This is a genomic window from Roseovarius albus (assembly GCF_900172335.1).
Classification (GTDB): domain Bacteria; phylum Pseudomonadota; class Alphaproteobacteria; order Rhodobacterales; family Rhodobacteraceae; genus Roseovarius; species Roseovarius albus.
Map to the genome: position 1 here is coordinate 139,649 of NZ_FWFX01000011.1, position 14,769 is coordinate 154,417.

Here is a 14,769-nt window from a genome sequence, read left to right on the forward strand (position 1 = left end):
GTGTGAAGTTAAAAGTGCGCTTGGTCGGGGATCAGGACGCCTTTGGCGCAGCCCGGGCGTTTAGCGATATGATCATGCCAGCGTCCAAGGTTTGGAAACGCGTCCAGGTCGATGTCGATGGCATCATGCGCGCGTACCCAACACCAGTTGGCAATGTCCGCGATTGAAAAATCACCGGCCAAATATTCGCGGTCCGACAGTCGTGTATCAAGCACGCCATAGAGCCGCCGCGTTTCGGTGTGATACCTCTCGATGACAGCTGGGAGTTTCTCCGGGAAGCTGTGAGAGAAGACGTAGGCCTGGCCTTGCATCGGGCCAACCCCGGCCATCTGGAACATCAGCCACTGAATGACTTCCGAGCGGCCGCGGGCATCCGCAGGCAACAGTTTGCCGGTCATTTCGGCCAAGTAAATCATGATCGCGCCTGACTCGAAAACTGCGAAATCGCCGTTGTCACGATCCACAATAGCAGGGATACGACCGTTGGGATTCAGCTGCATGTAAGCCGGATCTTTTTGTTCACCGTTTCCAAGATCAAGCGCGTTCAGAGTGTAGTGCAGGCCGAGCTCTTCCAAGGTAACAGAGGCTTTCCATCCATTGGGCGTTGCAGCTGTATATAAATCGATCATGTGTGTCGTCTTTCTCTAATCTCACTGGCCGAAAGTGTCCGTGCGTTCGCCAAGGAAGATGACGGCGCAGTGAGATATCAATAGCAGTGCAGGGGTTAGGAACTCAGGGCAGCGTCGGCCCTGTTCAGTCACGGTTTTAGTTATTGGTGTGGGAGTTGTAGACTTTGCCACTGATCTTCCACACGTCACCCTCTTTGTAGAGCACAAAGAAATCAGTGAAGCGGTTGCCACCCCAATCAATGAACTCAACCCGAGCTGCCGCAGCAGGACCGGATACGTTGATCCAGGCAATATGGTGACGCACGTTGTCTGATGGTCCACCATCGGCGATCGCGCCCGCAAACGTATCCGCATCCATATTGTAAACCGTGCCACCGATGGAGCCGACAACGTGAGCGTGGTCATAGAAAGCTGTGCGGGTCAGAGCACCATCTCCGGTGCGTGCGGAAATAATGTAGGGCTGTAGCGCTTCTTCAATGGCTTCGTATTCGTCGAAGGAAGCTATTTCTTCGGTCATTGCAGTACCCTGAGCTGTTGCGAATTGCCCTGTCGTCACAATTGACGTGAGGACAATCAGAAAAGCAAAATTGTTGAGTTTCATGCGGTTCATTGGACGTTCCTTTCGGGGAAGGGTTAAGGTGTTAAGGTTTGCCGGTGAGGGATCAGCTATGAGCGTGTGAATCCCAGACTTTTTGGCGGATCACCCATTGATTGTTGCGTTTTTCGAGGACGTATAGGTCGGAAAAGAGACCCCGCTGCAGTCCGTGAACTCGACAATTGCAGCGGCTGACGGGCCCGTGACATCAATTAGCGAGACATGATGATGTTGGTCGGGGCAGGGTCTAGCGGTGCCATTTGCGCCCGCTATCGCCGCGCTCAAATCAAGATATAAAGCTTCATCCGTTGGATCGTTTTCAAGCGCCGGCGCTTGTTCCGACATTCCAAAGGACGATCTCAGAACACACTCGATTGCTGCGACTTCTGCATAGCTAGCGCTCTCACCAGCGGATGTGTTTGGCGTTGCGATGCTGGCCATTTCGAATCTCCAGATATTAATTTTCGTGATTTTCTGATCTACATGTATGTAGATACATGTGATAGCGAAATCGATTGCCATCACAAAAAGTTCATTGCCTTGCGATCTGACGCTAGGATCGCGCTGGAGCCGGCTTAGGTCTTCCCTACGCCAACAAACCTTGTTTTTGGCCATTGACTCTTGCCTTACCTACATGAATGTAGATTTAAAGGAGAGCGAAAATGACCGACACCCGCACCCGCATTCTGGATTTGGCAGAGGACTTTACTCAGACCAAGGGTTTCAATAATTTCAGCTACCTTGATCTTGCGGCAGAAATTGGGGTGAAAAACTCCAGCATCCACTATCACTTTAAAGCCAAGGCCGATCTTGCTCTGGCACTTGTCGAACGTATCCGCAAGACGCATGGCGATGCATGCAATGCCTTTAACCAAAGGCTTGAGACCCCACAAGAACGGCTTGGCGCGCTGATGGACCACTTCAAAGGCTACGTTCAGAATGAAAAGATCTGCATGTGCGGGATGATGGCCGCCGAGTTTGAAACGGTCAGCCCTGAGGTGCGTACGGCGTTGGCTCTTTACTTCCGAGATATGCGCGAGTGGCTCGCGGAGCAGTTCACTCAAATGAACGACCCCAACCCCGGAGATCGTGCACTTCAGTTCCTCAGCAGCCTCGAAGGCTCGGTGTTGCTTGCACGTTTGGAGGCTGATCCTGCGATGATCAATCGGGCACTTGACGGTTTTGTGAGCCGCTAGCTCTTTTTTGTTCTTGCTATCTACTTACATGTAGGTCAATTACTTTGGCAATGCCAACTCAACCTCCGATGGAGATTCGAAATGTCTAATAACATCACCGCTGCACTTAGCGTCGAAACCACAGCAGACGAAGCACAAAGCTTTGGTGAATACAAAGCAATCGAAAAGGCGTTGAAGCCTTACATCGATGCTGCAAAAACGGGCGACGGCGCTCTGTCCCGCACCGCCTTCCTCGACCACGCCTACGTCACTGGCTCTGTGGATGGGGCGCATTACGACATGGATGTAGACACATTCGCAGGCGCTGTTTCCGAAGGCGGCCCCGCCCCCGATGTTCAACATCATATCGCATGGATCAATGTCTCCGGTCCTGCCGCTGCAGCCCGCGTCGAATTCATCCACTGGGGCGAAAACCGCTTCACCGATTTCTTTGTGCTCTATAAGAAAGACGGCGCGTGGAAAATCAGCGGTAAAGTCTACGACTCTCACTCCAAAAACTGATCACCGACGTCGTTGGGTCCAGAGGGTCAAAGCTCCCCTGCCTCAGACGTCACCACCAACCCGCCGTCATCGAGGCACTCTTTGCTGCTCACCCTTCGCAGCAGGTTGGCTCTTGCGGCCCACTCAAAAGGAAAATTCAATGTCCCACATGATCGTACACACCGAAGAAACTGCTCCCGAAGCAAGCAAGCCCATCATTGAGGCCACCAAGAAAGCCTTCGGGTTTCTACCCAACCTGACCGCGACTTTCGCGGAATCCCCGGCCATGGTCGAAGCTTATGGTGTTCTGGCTGGTCATTTTGAGAAGACCGACCTGACACCAACCGAGCGTCAGATCGTGTTGATGACGACAAGCCGGGAAAACGGCTGCACCTATTGCATGGCCGCTCACTCAACGGTTTCTCAAATGCAGAACGTTCCGGCAGACGTGATCGACGCCCTTCGCAATGACACCACAATCGCAGATCCCAAGCTGCAAGCCCTGCAGGTCTTCACAACGCGCATCCATGAAACCCGAGGCAACGTGGATCAAGTCGATCTCGATGCTTTTCATGCAGCTGGTTACACCAAGGCAAACATTCTCGATGTGATCTTGGGCGCAGGTCTGAAAACTCTGTCCAATTACACCAATCACATCGCCGAAACACCGCTTGACGCGCCGTTCCAGGCAAATGTTTGGTCGGGCAAAACATCGGCCGCGGCCTAGACTCCTGATCCCGCGCGCGCCCAAGCACGCGCGGGACGCCTCCGCCTCCAAAACGTCACTGGCCTTCTGCAACAGATTGGATGTGATCCCCTGCATCGCAGGCAACCCTATGCCGCCTGCAATCGTGGCGTTCTACCTCCGTCGCCCGTCGCGCAAGTCAAACGGATTTATCTTTGATCACCAAAATGGACCGGACCAAAAAAGAGTGCGACGCACCCCGTCACCTAACTTCCAGGAGACATTTCCGATGATCAAGATGTTTTTGCTTAGCTCCATTGTTTTCGCAGCCGGAATTGGCGTCCCCATTATGGCCGCGATCAATGCAGGATTGGGTGCGCGCCTGGCAAGCCCGACTCTCGCAACCGCAATTCTGATGTTGGTTGGCCTCATCCTCTCAACCGCGTATCTGATGGTCCAAGGCCTTCCGTCACTACCAACAACCATGCCGCCGCTCTACTCAATGTCGGGCGGGTTTTTTGTTGTCTTCTATGTTCTCGCTGTGACAGCCATCACGCCAAAGATCGGGCTTGGAAACGCAATTTTTCTCGTCTTGCTGGGCCAGATCGTATCCACCAGTATCATCGACCATTTTGGGCTTTTCGGCGCGATCAAAACACCAATCACTGCGCAAAAAGGTCTCGGTATCGCCCTCATGACACTTGGCATATTCCTCGTGCGTAAGGTCGTTTGATCAGGTTCTACGCGCGCGAGATCAATGTGTCGGTCGTGGAACTCGCAAACTGTTCAAACAGCAGGTGCTTACAAGGCCCAAATCGTGTCCCATGGATTCGCGTTCAAGCAGGCAAGGACGCCCCAGTCTCTTTTGTTAATGGGAGGCGTACGCCAGGATCGTAATTGACATAAGTAGTTATTAATAAGGTGATCTTTCATGGCTCACGAAACTGTTACGAAATAGACTTACTTAGCGTTTGCAATTTAAGACGACCGGTCATATTACATTTATATGTAAGAAACTTCCTTCGCAACCAAACACCGATAGGACACCCAATGTCAGACACATCTAAAATGCTCTTTAACCGCCGTTCATTCCTGTCAAGCGCAGCAACCGTTGCGGTTGGTGGCGCAGCAGCGACATCTCTTGTCATGCCCGCCCGCGCAGCCACTCCCATTGTTGGCGCGCAGCTTCCACAGGTCTATCGCCGCAAGCTCGGCAATTACGAAATTACCGTTCTCGGCGACGGCTACCTTGACCTCCCGCATCAGATCTGGGCAGATCTCACCCCAGAGGACATTGACGGTTACCTCATCGACTCTTTCGTCCCCACAGGTTTCATGCGCAATGGCGTGAACGCATACCTGATCAACTCTGGCGAAAAGCTGATCCTTGTCGACAGCGGCGCACGAGATCTGTTCGGACCAAATGCCGGTCTGTTTGAAAGCAACCTCGCAGCCGTTGGCGTAAAGCCAGAAGACATCGACAAAGTCTTGATCACGCACGTTCACCCTGACCACGTTGCCGGCCTCTATACCCCAGACGGCGAAGTGGTTGTTCCGAACGCCGAAGTCTTAGTGGATGAGGCCGATCTCAACTTTTGGGTCAGTGAATCCGGGCAGGCACAAGCGATCGACATTGCAAAACCATGGTTTGACATCGCGCGCCAGTGGAAAACCGCCTATGATGGCCGTATCTCGACCTTCAAAGGTGAGAAAGATTTCGGCGATGGCATCTCGTCTTTCCCACTGCCCGGCCACACACCGGGTCACACAGGCCTGCGCGTTGAAAGCGAAGGTGAGACGCTGTTGATCCTCGGGGACGCTGTGATTAGCGCGGCGGTGCAGTTCGCGAACCCCGATGCATCCGCGATTTGGGATACAAATGCGGAAGACGGCAAGAAATCCCGCCGCACGATTTTTGATGTTGCCGCGAAGGACCGCACATTGGTCACCGCGACCCATTTGCCGTTCCCATCCTTCGGGTACGTGGATCGCCGCGCAAACGGCTCCTATCAGTGGGTTCCAGAAGAATGGCGTTACGCCACCTAACCTGCTCTCCAAAAGAAGAGTGCCGGCAGCGTCGGCACTCTTCCACCTCCCAACAAAATTATGGAATTCAGAAATGCGCGCCATTGTCGTACAAAAGAACGGAGGGCCAGAGGTCCTCGAACTCAAGGACGTCCCAAAGCCCACGCCCGGCATTGGCGAAGTCCTCGTCAAGGTCGAAGCCGCCGCGGTCAATCCATTCGACACGCAAGCCCGCCGCGGTGACTATGCCGCCTATATGCCAACACCCCACAAAATGGGTGTGGATGTGTCCGGCACGGTCGAGGCCTTGGGGGAAGGCGTCGAAACGCTCGCCGTTGGGGATGACGTGTTCTACAGCACCCGTGTTCTGTCTAACGAAGGGGGCTACGCAGAATACCATGTCGAGCAGGCGCAGCTGATCGCCGAGAAACCCCAAGACTTGTCCTTCGTGGATGCGGCCGCCCTGCCCATCGCTGCCAGCACCGCTTGGGTCTGCCTAATCGAACGCGGGCGCCTGAAAGCGGGTGATCGTGTTTTGATCCACGGGGCCTCCGGCGGCGTCGGTCTATTCGCGGTGCAAATTGCCCGTCTGACCGGCGCCGACGTTGTCGCCACCAGCCGCCAAGATGCGCGGGAACTTGTCCAAAGCCTTGGCGCCGACACCACAGTCGACTATCGCCACGCCGATGCGTGGGAGCAACTCGCGGCCCATTCCGGTGGTGGGTATGATGTCATACTCGATCTTGTCGGCGGTGACACGATCCAAAAATCCCTCGGCATTTTGGCTGCCGGTGGGCGCGTTGTCAGCATTGTGGACCAGCCAGATCCGCAGAGCCTCTATGATGGATGGGGTGTCAATGCCGAAATCCATCTGGTCTTCCTGACGCCAAGTGCGGAACGGCTCGCTTGCCTTGGAGCTCTGACAGCGCGGGGTTTGCTCAAACCGGTGGTTGAAAGGACATTGCCACTGGAACAGGCTGCCCAAGCACACCGTCTGATCGAGGCCGGTGGCCGCACAGGAAAGATTGTCCTCGTCACCTCGTGATGGGACAGTATACATAAAACTTCAGGGGCGGGTGCGTTTACGCCCGCTCCTGTCCACCAGAAGGTAGCGATGGATGCCAAGACCAAGCCATAAAGACAAAATCATCCAATCCGGATTGGCCGTCTTTCACGAATTCGGCTACCATGCGAGTGGTGTGCAAACAATTGTGGATCATGCAGGCGTCCCCAAGGGATCTTTCTACAACCATTTCAAAAGCAAGGATGAACTGGGGCTTGAAGTTTTGGATACCTATTGGCGTCAATCCGAAGACATGCGTGCCGCCCTCAGAGATCCAACACAAACCCCGCTCGATCGCATTGACGCGCATCTTGCGGCCTTCAATGTAACCCAGTCCGGCTGCCTAGTCGGGAACTTCACAAGTGAAATGGCGAACGAGCCAGAGTTTCGCGAGGCGCTTCGAGAAGTGTACGCAAGCTGGATTGCGGATTTTGAAACCTGCATCGCACATGGCCAGGAAGACGGAAGCATCCGTGACGATCAAGCAGCAAAGGCCTTAGCGGAATTTGTCGTGACCGCGCTGGAGGGGTCCGTTCTGAAAAGAAAAATCGAAGATGATGAGCAAAACCTCATCACCTTTCGCAATACCATAGCAGCGTTCTTGCGGGCGGACTGAGCCGTCTTGAAAGAAACAAGCACGTTACCGGGCGAATGTCGGTGTTGGGCGACCAGACAAGAAGTTTTCATCAGCGAAAAAAAAATCAAAAAGCCGGAACAGTCTGGCAAATGCTCAAGCAATATTGCACAGAATCGGTGATACGCTCCACAAATTGAACACTGTGATAGGAATACTCGCAGCCTCGACCCAGTGGATGCTGTACCAAGTTGTCCGGTATGATTTATGCAAAGAGCAGTTTTCTCCCAAAGCGGATGCTGCGTGGCATCCGATGACTGCTCGGAGCCGATTGTGTTGAAAAACCCCAATATGCGAAGCTCTTGTTTTTCCGACGAAATCACGTGATTTGCGAAAGTCAGATTGGATTGTGGCTCAGAGATAATGAGGGCGCTCAGCAGAGCTAAAGGCCGGACTTGGCCGACCCCCTCGCCAAAATCTGCTATTTGGACTGTGCGACGAAAAAATCTCCCGATTTGCGCCGAAACCGGAGTTTTTCAACACAATCAGCCCATACCCACCCACTTGCTGCTTAGCAGCGAATGACATGGTGTGTTTGCGGTGATCGCTCTCCTCGGGCGAACGAGGTGCAGTAAACTGGCCTCACAAATGAAAGCCGTAGAGGAGAACGACCATGTCATATTATGTAGGGCTCGACGTTTCCGTCAAATCAGTCACGATCTGTGTTGTTGATGGCGACGGTGCCATCGCAGCGCGCGGCGAGGTTTCGTCTGATCCAGATCAGATTGCCGCGTTCGTATTGAAACATGCACCCGATGCTGCGCGTGTTGTCCATGAGAGTGGGATTCTGTCGATCTGGTTGACCCGCGAGTTGGAGAAGCGTGGCCTGCCGATCATCTGCATTGATGCGCGATTGGCTCACAAAGCTTTGTCGGGACGCATTAACAAATCGGATCGTGGCGATGCCGAAGGGCTGGCTCAATTGGCGCGGACCGGCTGGTTCAACCAGGTGCATGTCCGTAGCGAGGCGTCAGAGCGAATTCGTGTTTTGATCGGCACACGTGAATGTCTGATCAAGATGCGCAAGGATTTGGAGGGGCATGTTCGCGGTGTTTTGAAAGTCTTTGGGGTCTGCATGTCAGGCGTGCATCGCGCGAACATGCGACAGGGCTTTCGCGATCAACTTATCAAAGCGGGCGCTGTCGATCCTGCCATCGCTGTGATGGTGGACATGTTTAATCCAATTCATCTGGCACTATGCTCAGCAGCTGAAGCAATGGACGCTGAGCTCAGGGCAATCGCGTGAGGAAGCAGCCTTGCTGTGCGCCTAATGACAGTCCCTGGCGTCGGCCCCATCGTCGCTCTTGCCTTCATCTCAACACTGGATGATGCCGCACGGTTCAAAAAGTCAAAAGATGTCGGCGCATTCCTTGGCCTCACGCCGCGCCGCTATCAATCTGGTGAAATGGATTGGTCGGGGCGCATCTCAAAATGCGGAGATCGTGATCTGCGGCGATTGCTATACTCGGCAGCCACGACTTTGATCACACAAGTCAAAAAGCCATCACCATTGCTGATCTGGGCTACGCGCCTGAACGAGCGAAAAGGCTTCAAAAAGGCTGCCGTCGCAGCCGCAAGGAAGATCGCAATCGTCATGCACCGCATCTGGCGTAACGAAACTGTTTTTGATCCAAACATGGAGGGTGTGGCCTAAACACAAACAACGAATACCTGCCCGAGAGATCATGGGCGGGTTCAGCGTCCTTCGGGACGGTGGCGGATCAAGCCCGTCTGAAGCGGTAGAGGTGGAACACATCCAACCTCGCGAATGACATTGTGGCCGATCAGCTCCCGGACGCCATCATGAAGCGGTAAAACCGACTTCGGAGAGAACCACGACCCCGAATGACCTATAACCCAAGTCCTTGACTTCAACGCAAACAGAGAACCGCTTTCATCGGTTGCTAATGTTGCGTCATGAAATCGATCAGTTTGCGAATGCGTGTGGGTAACGACGTACGGTTCGGGTAAACAACGAATCTCTCCCGCTGAAGTCGCTTCGGTCACGCCGCTCCAGATAGCCGTTTGGACAGAGCATCAAGTCCACGCTCCGTTGATGCGAACGCGCCTTCTGCCTCCATGTATTCACGAAACTGACGATTGAGGCCACCGGGGGTGTTTAGAGCGGCAATCAACGCGGGCAGCACGTTCAGCTCTGTCATCGGCTTTGCCATCAGCGATCCACCCACGAGAAGGCGAAGGAATTGTTCTGCTCCGTGGTAGTCTCCCGTCCTGGCCGCCAACCAATCAGCACCAGTTGCCAACATTTTCACGATCGGTGAAAGGATCGCCTGGGCCGCAAGAAAATCACTCAGCGCGGTTTCGGTAGAAAGGGAGACCACAGTGTTGGTCTTCCCAACAAGTTTGTCGATTGTGTCTGACTGAGGGTAGGCCATTAAGGGCGAACCGCCTTCAGCGATTGACGGATACGGAATCATGATCGCTTCGAATTTGGCGGGCGCGATAAGGGATTGAATGTCCTTTGTGGAAATGCCGACCATGAACGAAATCACTTTTTGATCCGGTCTGAATTCTAGAGGTTTCAAGACATCCGGGGCTGCCTCCACTGTCGTGCCCAGAAAGACAACATCGCTATTGTCGAGAACAGTTTGATTATCCGCAATGGTTACCGCGTCGAACTGGTCGTCTAACTTGGCCGCATGGGCAGCCCCACGTTGGCTGACATAAATCTGATGTCCATCGCGAGCGACGCCTGTCGCAACTGCACTTGCGATGTTGCCCAATCCGATAAAACCAAGTTTCATATCATAAGTCCTTCATTAGCCGCAGTGCATCGTAGATCGCTGCATGGATGTTTCTGGCCGCAACCGCATCTCCGATACGGAACAATGAAAAGCGGCCATCTTTGTTGTGAGAAACGGCTTGGGGAGTCCCCCCAAGCAAGGCTGCATGATCAACCTCGCCTAGGTTGCGAGACAAAGGTTTGAGGTCGAAGTAAAGATCAGCGTTCGGCAACGTGCCGTAGTTGATGACAACCTGATCATAGGGCCGTGTCGTGCGTTTCATAGTGTAGTCAGAGCCTGCTTCAACCAACAGTCGATTGCCGTCACGTTGCAGTCCAAACATCCGGCGCGCAACCGTAAGGGTCACATCGCTTTCCTGCAGAGTTTTCAGATAAGGAACCAGGTTCAGCCCCATCACGCCCGGTGCGAAAGAACGATCGGGCGTCATCACTTCTACGTTGCTCGCTGAACCAGCGGCGATCTCAGCGGCCTGCAAACCGGCATGATCGCCTGCCTCGTCGAAAATGAGAACGTCGCCAGAGGCCTTTACGTCCCCCGAGATGATGTCCCAGGAACTGATCACGTCCTTGGTATCCTCCATCTGCTCGTAGAGGCGTAGCTGCGGCAATCCGCCAGTAGCCACAACAACGATATCTGGATCGAGTTCCGTGACATCAGATACTTCGGCCCATGTGTTGAAACGAAACTCCACACCAAGCGCGGCACATTGCGACATACGCCAGTCAATGATGCCGATCATTTCTTTGCGTCTAGGAGATTGAGCCGTCAGACGCACCTGCCCGCCTGGGTCTGCGGCCACTTCAAAAACGATAACTTCATGCCCTCGCTCGACCGCGACACGCGCGGCTTCCAGCCCGCCGGGGCCAGCGCCGATAACCACAACTTTCTTCCGGTGTGTCGCCTTGGACACCACATGCGGCATCGACAATTCCCGACCCGTCGCGGCGTTGTGAACGCACAGCGCCTCGCCGCCCTGATATATTCTGTCCAAACAATAGGTCGCGCCGACACAAGGCCGGATATCATCTTCACGCCCTTCAATGATCTTGGTCACAATATGCGGATCGGCCATATGCGCGCGGGTCATCCCCACGACATCCAACAACCCCTCAGCAACCGCATGCCGGGCGGTCGCGACATCTGGAATACGTGCGGCGTGGAAAGTCGGCATGCCAATTTCGGCTCGAATGCGACCAGCGAAATCCAGATGTGGCGCGCTCTTGGAACCCTGCAATGGAATGACATCTGACAAGGCTGGATCGGAATGGATACGTCCGCGAATGACGTTTAGAAAGTCCACTAAACCGTCATCTTTCAAGCGCCGTGCTATCTCAAGCCCGTCATCGGGGGTAATCCCATGCTCTTCGGTTTCATCGGCAGTAAAGCGGATGCCGACAATAAAGTCCGAGCCGACACGCTCGCGAATGGCCTGCAACACATCGACTGAAAACTGCATACGACTATCCAGCGATTGCGGCCCATATCGCCCTTCCATTTCGTTGGTGAGCGGTGACCAAAATTGATCCAGCAGATGGCCATAAGCCTCAACTTCAATCCCATCCATCCCCCCGATCCTCATCCGCTCGGCGGCGTCAGCATAGTCGGTGATGATACGTTTGCAGTCCCAATCTTCGATCAACTTGGGATGAAAGAGATGCGCGGCTTCATGATGATGCGACGAAGAAACCGAAGGCAGCCAGTCACCGAAACTCCACCCGGTGCGTCGACCCAGATGCGTCAGCTGGATCATCACCGCGCAGCCGTGGTCATGACATGCATCAGTCAGATTGCGTATCCACGGAACCACTTCGTCTTTGTATGCAAGAACGTTGTTGAATGACGGCGGGCTATCACGGGACACCGCGGCAGACCCGGCCGTCATCGCAAGCCCGACGCCCGCCCGCGCGCGTTCCTCATGATAAGCCCGATAGCGATCTTTTGGCATGCCGTCTTCGGGATAGGCCGGTTCATGTGCGGTCGTCATGATCCGGTTTTTGAGTGTAAGATGTTTGAGTTGATAGGGTTGCAGAAGTGGGTCTTTGCTGGTGCCTGCCATCTTTAGGTACTCCCTACGAAGAATCCGTATTGCTCCGCCAAAACATGCCGGGTTTCTGCCCCAAGTGCCTGTGCCGCAGTAAAAGCCCAATGTGGATTGCGCATCATTTCGCGGCCCAAAAGAACGATGTCAGCCTTGTGGTTCGCAACCAGATGCTCGGCTTGTTCGGGTGTCGTAACTCCGCCAACTGCCATCACAGGCAAGTCTGTCTCTTTGCGTATTTCGCCAGCCATTTCGGGTTGTTCAGCTGTTCTGTTTCCAATCGCTCCGCGCGCCTCTGGCACTGCACCACCACCCGAGCAATCGAGAATATCAACCCCGCGCTCTTTCAACCAAGTTCCGACTTGTGCCGTTTCACGCAGGGTCAAACCACCCACAGCGAAGTCATGCACCGACAGGCGAACAGACAACACCCGGTCCTCCGGCCAGACCGCTCGAACATGTTCGACCGTTTCGAGCAAGAACCTCGCGCGCGACTTGAGGTCTCCACCATAGGCATCCGCACGCGTGTTCACCAAATTTGTCAGGAAGGAATGCAGCAAATAGCCGTGCGCGCAGTGGACCTCAAGAAGATCATAACCAACATCACGCGCCAACTCCGCGGAACGGACAAACTGTGCCTGAATATCCCGAATCTCAGGTATCGAAAGTGCGCGCGGCTCTTGCCACAATCGCGTCCCATCCGGGTCAAAGGCCACATCTACTGGACCTACGGTCTCCCAGCCCAGCGGATCGTTTGCATCAAGATGACTTCCACCCTCCAGTGCGGTCGCGGCACTTCCCTTTCGCCCCGAATGCGAAATCTGAATCCCAGTTACTGCGCCGAAGGATTTTTGAAAGGCTACAATAGGCTCCAAGCGATCAGCCTGTCGGTCGTTCCACAATCCGGCACATCCGTTTGAGATACGACCGGTCGGGGAAACAGCGGTGCATTCCGCCATGATCAACCCCACACCGCCAACGGCGCGCGCGCCGAGATGCACCATGTGCCAATCCGAAGCGACACCGTCTGTCGAGGCATACTGACACATTGGGGACATGCCAATTCGGTTCTTAAATGAAACGTTGTTGATCTTTAGCGGTGTGAGGAGCATTTGCGGATTGCCTTGTAAGTGGGACGCGTATTTGTTGACCAATTGTTCGAAATCTCCTAGGAAAATAATAATCCTGATTGGTTAGAAATTCTAATGAATAGATTGCCGCCCCTGAACGCGATGAATGCCTTTGCGAGAGTTGCTCAAAAAGGGAGTTACGCAGAGGCGGCCAAAGTCCTTAATGTCACTCCCGCCGCTGTGTCACAGCAGGTAAGACGCCTAGAGCAGTTTCTTGAAACCAAACTGCTGCAAAAATATGGGCGTGGTGTATTGTTAACAGATGATGGTCAAATTCTGTCGCGCGCCATTCTGGATGGCCTCGCCCATATAGAACAAGGCGTAGCAAAGCTTACACGTCGCGCCCATTCAAAGACGGTGAGTGTCACCACCTCGCCAAGTTTTGCGACTCATTGGTTGTTGCCGCGCATTTCGAAGTTTCAGGTAGTGCATCCGGAAATATCAATCCAACTGGACCTGACCGCAGAAGCACGCTCCATGGAACGACCGGATTTCGATCTGGCCATTAGGTACTGCAAATTTGAAGATCTACCACCAGGCACCGAACCTGTGAAAACGGTCACTTTGAATGTCCTATGCCCCGGTAGATTACTTCCACCCAAACCTTGGACGCCAGATGTTCTATCGCACTTGCCGTGGCTTCAAGAACTCGGCGTTTCTGAGATCAGCGGTTGGTTTCGCCGGCGCGGCTTGGAACACTGCCTACCGGACCGGGTTTCGGAAATGCCCGGAAATCTGATCATTGAGGCCCTGAAGCGTGGAGATGCTGTGGCGTATACTGTCTGCGACTGGGTTTCGGAAGAACTTGAAAGCGGTGCACTTCACGAACTTTGGCCAGAACGCGAAAAAGGCGCATATTACTTGCTCACAAATTCAACATCAGAGGACGAAGCAATCTCTATCTTCCTGCAATGGTTAAATCATGAAGCAGACCTGTGAACATGCTAGCCTGTTTGGTGACATTTTTTTGGTAATTTCCAGTTGTTGAAAATCAGACCAACTGACCCTCTTTTGCCCTTCATCGAAGTTTCACCGACGATGCTGCCAATCCGTCAACCTAGAAACAATCAAGACCCGCAATTTGGTGGCTTAAGCAGGCATGTCAGAACGATTGCTATTACTGCGCCTTACATCCAGCGACTGAAAGGTTAGTCTAATTTGCGTCCTCAGTGCTTGCCGCGTTTGCAGTCGTGCGCAAAACGCTCGTTGCAACTTGAAACCCGCTAAACAGCTTTGTCCGCGTTTTGCCTGTCTGTTCTCACTGCGGCTAAGGTGCGGATTCGGTTCTGGCCAAATCTATGTTATTGAATGGCCTGTGTGGATAGCCCCTGCATAGCAAGACATTTTTGAAATAATTTTGCACTGGTCAGAAGCAGACGTGTGTCCGGCCTGTTTGCGCGGCGCACGCGGCCGCTGGCCCTGATGGTTTCCGCAGGCCAAGTCCCATACGGGTTCTCGGACAACAAGGTGTCCTGGACATTCGACGGGGTGTCTTGGTTGGCGGGCTGACTGTGCTCCATCATTTCAAG

16 protein-coding genes and 1 pseudogene are annotated in these 14,769 nt (G+C 53.9%); 10 read left to right on the forward strand and 7 right to left on the reverse strand.

Annotation, left to right across the window (positions count from 1 at the left end):
• Window positions 1–8 precede the first annotated feature (8 nt).
• The 3 genes from ROA7450_RS15935 to ROA7450_RS15945 form a co-directional block, all read right to left on the reverse strand.
• Complete coding sequence (locus ROA7450_RS15935) at window positions 9–629, reverse strand: glutathione S-transferase family protein (protein ID WP_085806932.1); 621 nt, start codon at window positions 627–629, stop codon at window positions 9–11.
• Window positions 630–765: 136 nt separating this feature from the next.
• On the reverse strand, window positions 766–1,239 hold the full coding sequence (locus tag ROA7450_RS15940) for a nuclear transport factor 2 family protein (RefSeq protein WP_085806933.1): 474 nt from the start codon (window positions 1,237–1,239) through the stop codon (window positions 766–768).
• A gap of 90 nt (window positions 1,240–1,329) precedes the next feature.
• Window positions 1,330–1,665 (reverse strand): hypothetical protein, encoded by a 336-nt coding sequence (locus tag ROA7450_RS15945; RefSeq protein ID WP_143534493.1) that lies wholly within the window; start codon window positions 1,663–1,665, stop codon window positions 1,330–1,332.
• Between the two features lie 221 nt (window positions 1,666–1,886).
• On the opposite strand from ROA7450_RS15945, the gene ROA7450_RS15950 reads away from it, so the two are divergent.
• The 9 genes from ROA7450_RS15950 (at window position 1,887) to ROA7450_RS21315 (ending at window position 8,961) form a co-directional block, all read left to right on the forward strand.
• Complete coding sequence (locus tag ROA7450_RS15950; RefSeq protein WP_085806935.1) at window positions 1,887–2,420, forward strand: TetR/AcrR family transcriptional regulator; 534 nt, start codon at window positions 1,887–1,889, stop codon at window positions 2,418–2,420.
• A gap of 81 nt (window positions 2,421–2,501) precedes the next feature.
• Window positions 2,502–2,921, forward strand: a complete 420-nt coding sequence (locus tag ROA7450_RS15955) for a nuclear transport factor 2 family protein (protein ID WP_085806936.1) — start codon at window positions 2,502–2,504, stop codon at window positions 2,919–2,921.
• Window positions 2,922–3,060: 139 nt separating this feature from the next.
• Entirely contained in the window at window positions 3,061–3,627 is a 567-nt protein-coding gene (locus ROA7450_RS15960; protein ID WP_085806937.1) for a carboxymuconolactone decarboxylase family protein, read from the forward strand.
• Window positions 3,628–3,874: 247 nt separating this feature from the next.
• Complete coding sequence (locus ROA7450_RS15965; protein ID WP_085806938.1) at window positions 3,875–4,318, forward strand: DMT family transporter; 444 nt, start codon at window positions 3,875–3,877, stop codon at window positions 4,316–4,318.
• A gap of 317 nt (window positions 4,319–4,635) precedes the next feature.
• Window positions 4,636–5,631, forward strand: coding sequence for an MBL fold metallo-hydrolase (locus tag ROA7450_RS15970; protein WP_085806939.1), 996 nt, complete (start codon window positions 4,636–4,638; stop codon window positions 5,629–5,631).
• Window positions 5,632–5,704: 73 nt separating this feature from the next.
• A complete protein-coding gene (locus tag ROA7450_RS15975) occupies window positions 5,705–6,655 on the forward strand; it encodes a quinone oxidoreductase family protein (RefSeq protein WP_085806940.1) in 951 nt (316 codons plus the stop codon).
• A gap of 73 nt (window positions 6,656–6,728) precedes the next feature.
• Window positions 6,729–7,289, forward strand: a complete 561-nt coding sequence (locus ROA7450_RS15980; RefSeq protein WP_085806941.1) for a TetR/AcrR family transcriptional regulator — start codon at window positions 6,729–6,731, stop codon at window positions 7,287–7,289.
• A gap of 631 nt (window positions 7,290–7,920) precedes the next feature.
• Complete coding sequence (locus ROA7450_RS21310) at window positions 7,921–8,553, forward strand: IS110 family transposase (protein ID WP_234999559.1); 633 nt, start codon at window positions 7,921–7,923, stop codon at window positions 8,551–8,553.
• A gap of 24 nt (window positions 8,554–8,577) precedes the next feature.
• The gene (locus ROA7450_RS21315) at window positions 8,578–8,961 is read left to right on the forward strand and encodes a transposase (RefSeq protein WP_234999560.1); all 384 of its coding nucleotides are present in this window, start codon (window positions 8,578–8,580) and stop codon (window positions 8,959–8,961) included.
• A gap of 349 nt (window positions 8,962–9,310) precedes the next feature.
• On the opposite strand, the gene ROA7450_RS15990 is transcribed toward ROA7450_RS21315, so the two are convergent.
• From ROA7450_RS15990 to ROA7450_RS16000, 3 genes are read right to left on the reverse strand one after another with little or no spacing between them, the layout of a single operon-like run.
• Window positions 9,311–10,072, reverse strand: coding sequence for an NAD(P)-binding domain-containing protein (locus ROA7450_RS15990; protein ID WP_085806942.1), 762 nt, complete (start codon window positions 10,070–10,072; stop codon window positions 9,311–9,313).
• A 1-nt stretch (window position 10,073) separates the two neighbouring features.
• Window positions 10,074–12,128, reverse strand: a complete 2,055-nt coding sequence (locus tag ROA7450_RS15995; protein ID WP_085806943.1) for an NADH:flavin oxidoreductase — start codon at window positions 12,126–12,128, stop codon at window positions 10,074–10,076.
• A 2-nt stretch (window positions 12,129–12,130) separates the two neighbouring features.
• Window positions 12,131–13,222, reverse strand: a complete 1,092-nt coding sequence (locus tag ROA7450_RS16000) for an NADH:flavin oxidoreductase/NADH oxidase (protein ID WP_085806944.1) — start codon at window positions 13,220–13,222, stop codon at window positions 12,131–12,133.
• A gap of 93 nt (window positions 13,223–13,315) precedes the next feature.
• Between ROA7450_RS16000 and ROA7450_RS16005 the strand changes: the two genes are divergently transcribed.
• Entirely contained in the window at window positions 13,316–14,179 is an 864-nt protein-coding gene (locus ROA7450_RS16005; RefSeq protein ID WP_085806945.1) for a LysR substrate-binding domain-containing protein, read from the forward strand.
• 362 nt (window positions 14,180–14,541) lie between these two features.
• On the opposite strand, the pseudogene ROA7450_RS21320 reads toward ROA7450_RS16005, so the two are convergent.
• Window positions 14,542–14,769 (reverse strand): annotated as a pseudogene (locus tag ROA7450_RS21320) (hypothetical protein); the annotation flags it as partial.

Excerpts from the sequence above, each read along its gene's own strand:
- ROA7450_RS15935 (WP_085806932.1), bottom strand. The coding sequence starts at position 629 with ATGATCGATTTATATACAGCTGCAACGCCCAATGGATGGAAAGCCTCT.
- ROA7450_RS15940 (WP_085806933.1), bottom strand. The coding sequence starts at position 1,239 with ATGAACCGCATGAAACTCAACAATTTTGCTTTTCTGATTGTCCTCACG.
- ROA7450_RS15945 (WP_143534493.1), bottom strand. The coding sequence starts at position 1,665 with ATGGCCAGCATCGCAACGCCAAACACATCCGCTGGTGAGAGCGCTAGC.
- ROA7450_RS15950 (WP_085806935.1), top strand. The coding sequence starts at position 1,887 with ATGACCGACACCCGCACCCGCATTCTGGATTTGGCAGAGGACTTTACT.
- ROA7450_RS15955 (WP_085806936.1), top strand. The coding sequence starts at position 2,502 with ATGTCTAATAACATCACCGCTGCACTTAGCGTCGAAACCACAGCAGAC.
- ROA7450_RS15960 (WP_085806937.1), top strand. The coding sequence starts at position 3,061 with ATGTCCCACATGATCGTACACACCGAAGAAACTGCTCCCGAAGCAAGC.
- ROA7450_RS15965 (WP_085806938.1), top strand. The coding sequence starts at position 3,875 with ATGATCAAGATGTTTTTGCTTAGCTCCATTGTTTTCGCAGCCGGAATT.
- ROA7450_RS15970 (WP_085806939.1), top strand. The coding sequence starts at position 4,636 with ATGTCAGACACATCTAAAATGCTCTTTAACCGCCGTTCATTCCTGTCA.
- ROA7450_RS15975 (WP_085806940.1), top strand. The coding sequence starts at position 5,705 with ATGCGCGCCATTGTCGTACAAAAGAACGGAGGGCCAGAGGTCCTCGAA.
- ROA7450_RS15980 (WP_085806941.1), top strand. The coding sequence starts at position 6,729 with ATGCCAAGACCAAGCCATAAAGACAAAATCATCCAATCCGGATTGGCC.
- ROA7450_RS21310 (WP_234999559.1), top strand. The coding sequence starts at position 7,921 with ATGTCATATTATGTAGGGCTCGACGTTTCCGTCAAATCAGTCACGATC.
- ROA7450_RS21315 (WP_234999560.1), top strand. The coding sequence starts at position 8,578 with ATGACAGTCCCTGGCGTCGGCCCCATCGTCGCTCTTGCCTTCATCTCA.
- ROA7450_RS15990 (WP_085806942.1), bottom strand. The coding sequence starts at position 10,072 with ATGAAACTTGGTTTTATCGGATTGGGCAACATCGCAAGTGCAGTTGCG.
- ROA7450_RS15995 (WP_085806943.1), bottom strand. The coding sequence starts at position 12,128 with ATGGCAGGCACCAGCAAAGACCCACTTCTGCAACCCTATCAACTCAAA.
- ROA7450_RS16000 (WP_085806944.1), bottom strand. The coding sequence starts at position 13,222 with ATGCTCCTCACACCGCTAAAGATCAACAACGTTTCATTTAAGAACCGA.
- ROA7450_RS16005 (WP_085806945.1), top strand. The coding sequence starts at position 13,316 with ATGAATAGATTGCCGCCCCTGAACGCGATGAATGCCTTTGCGAGAGTT.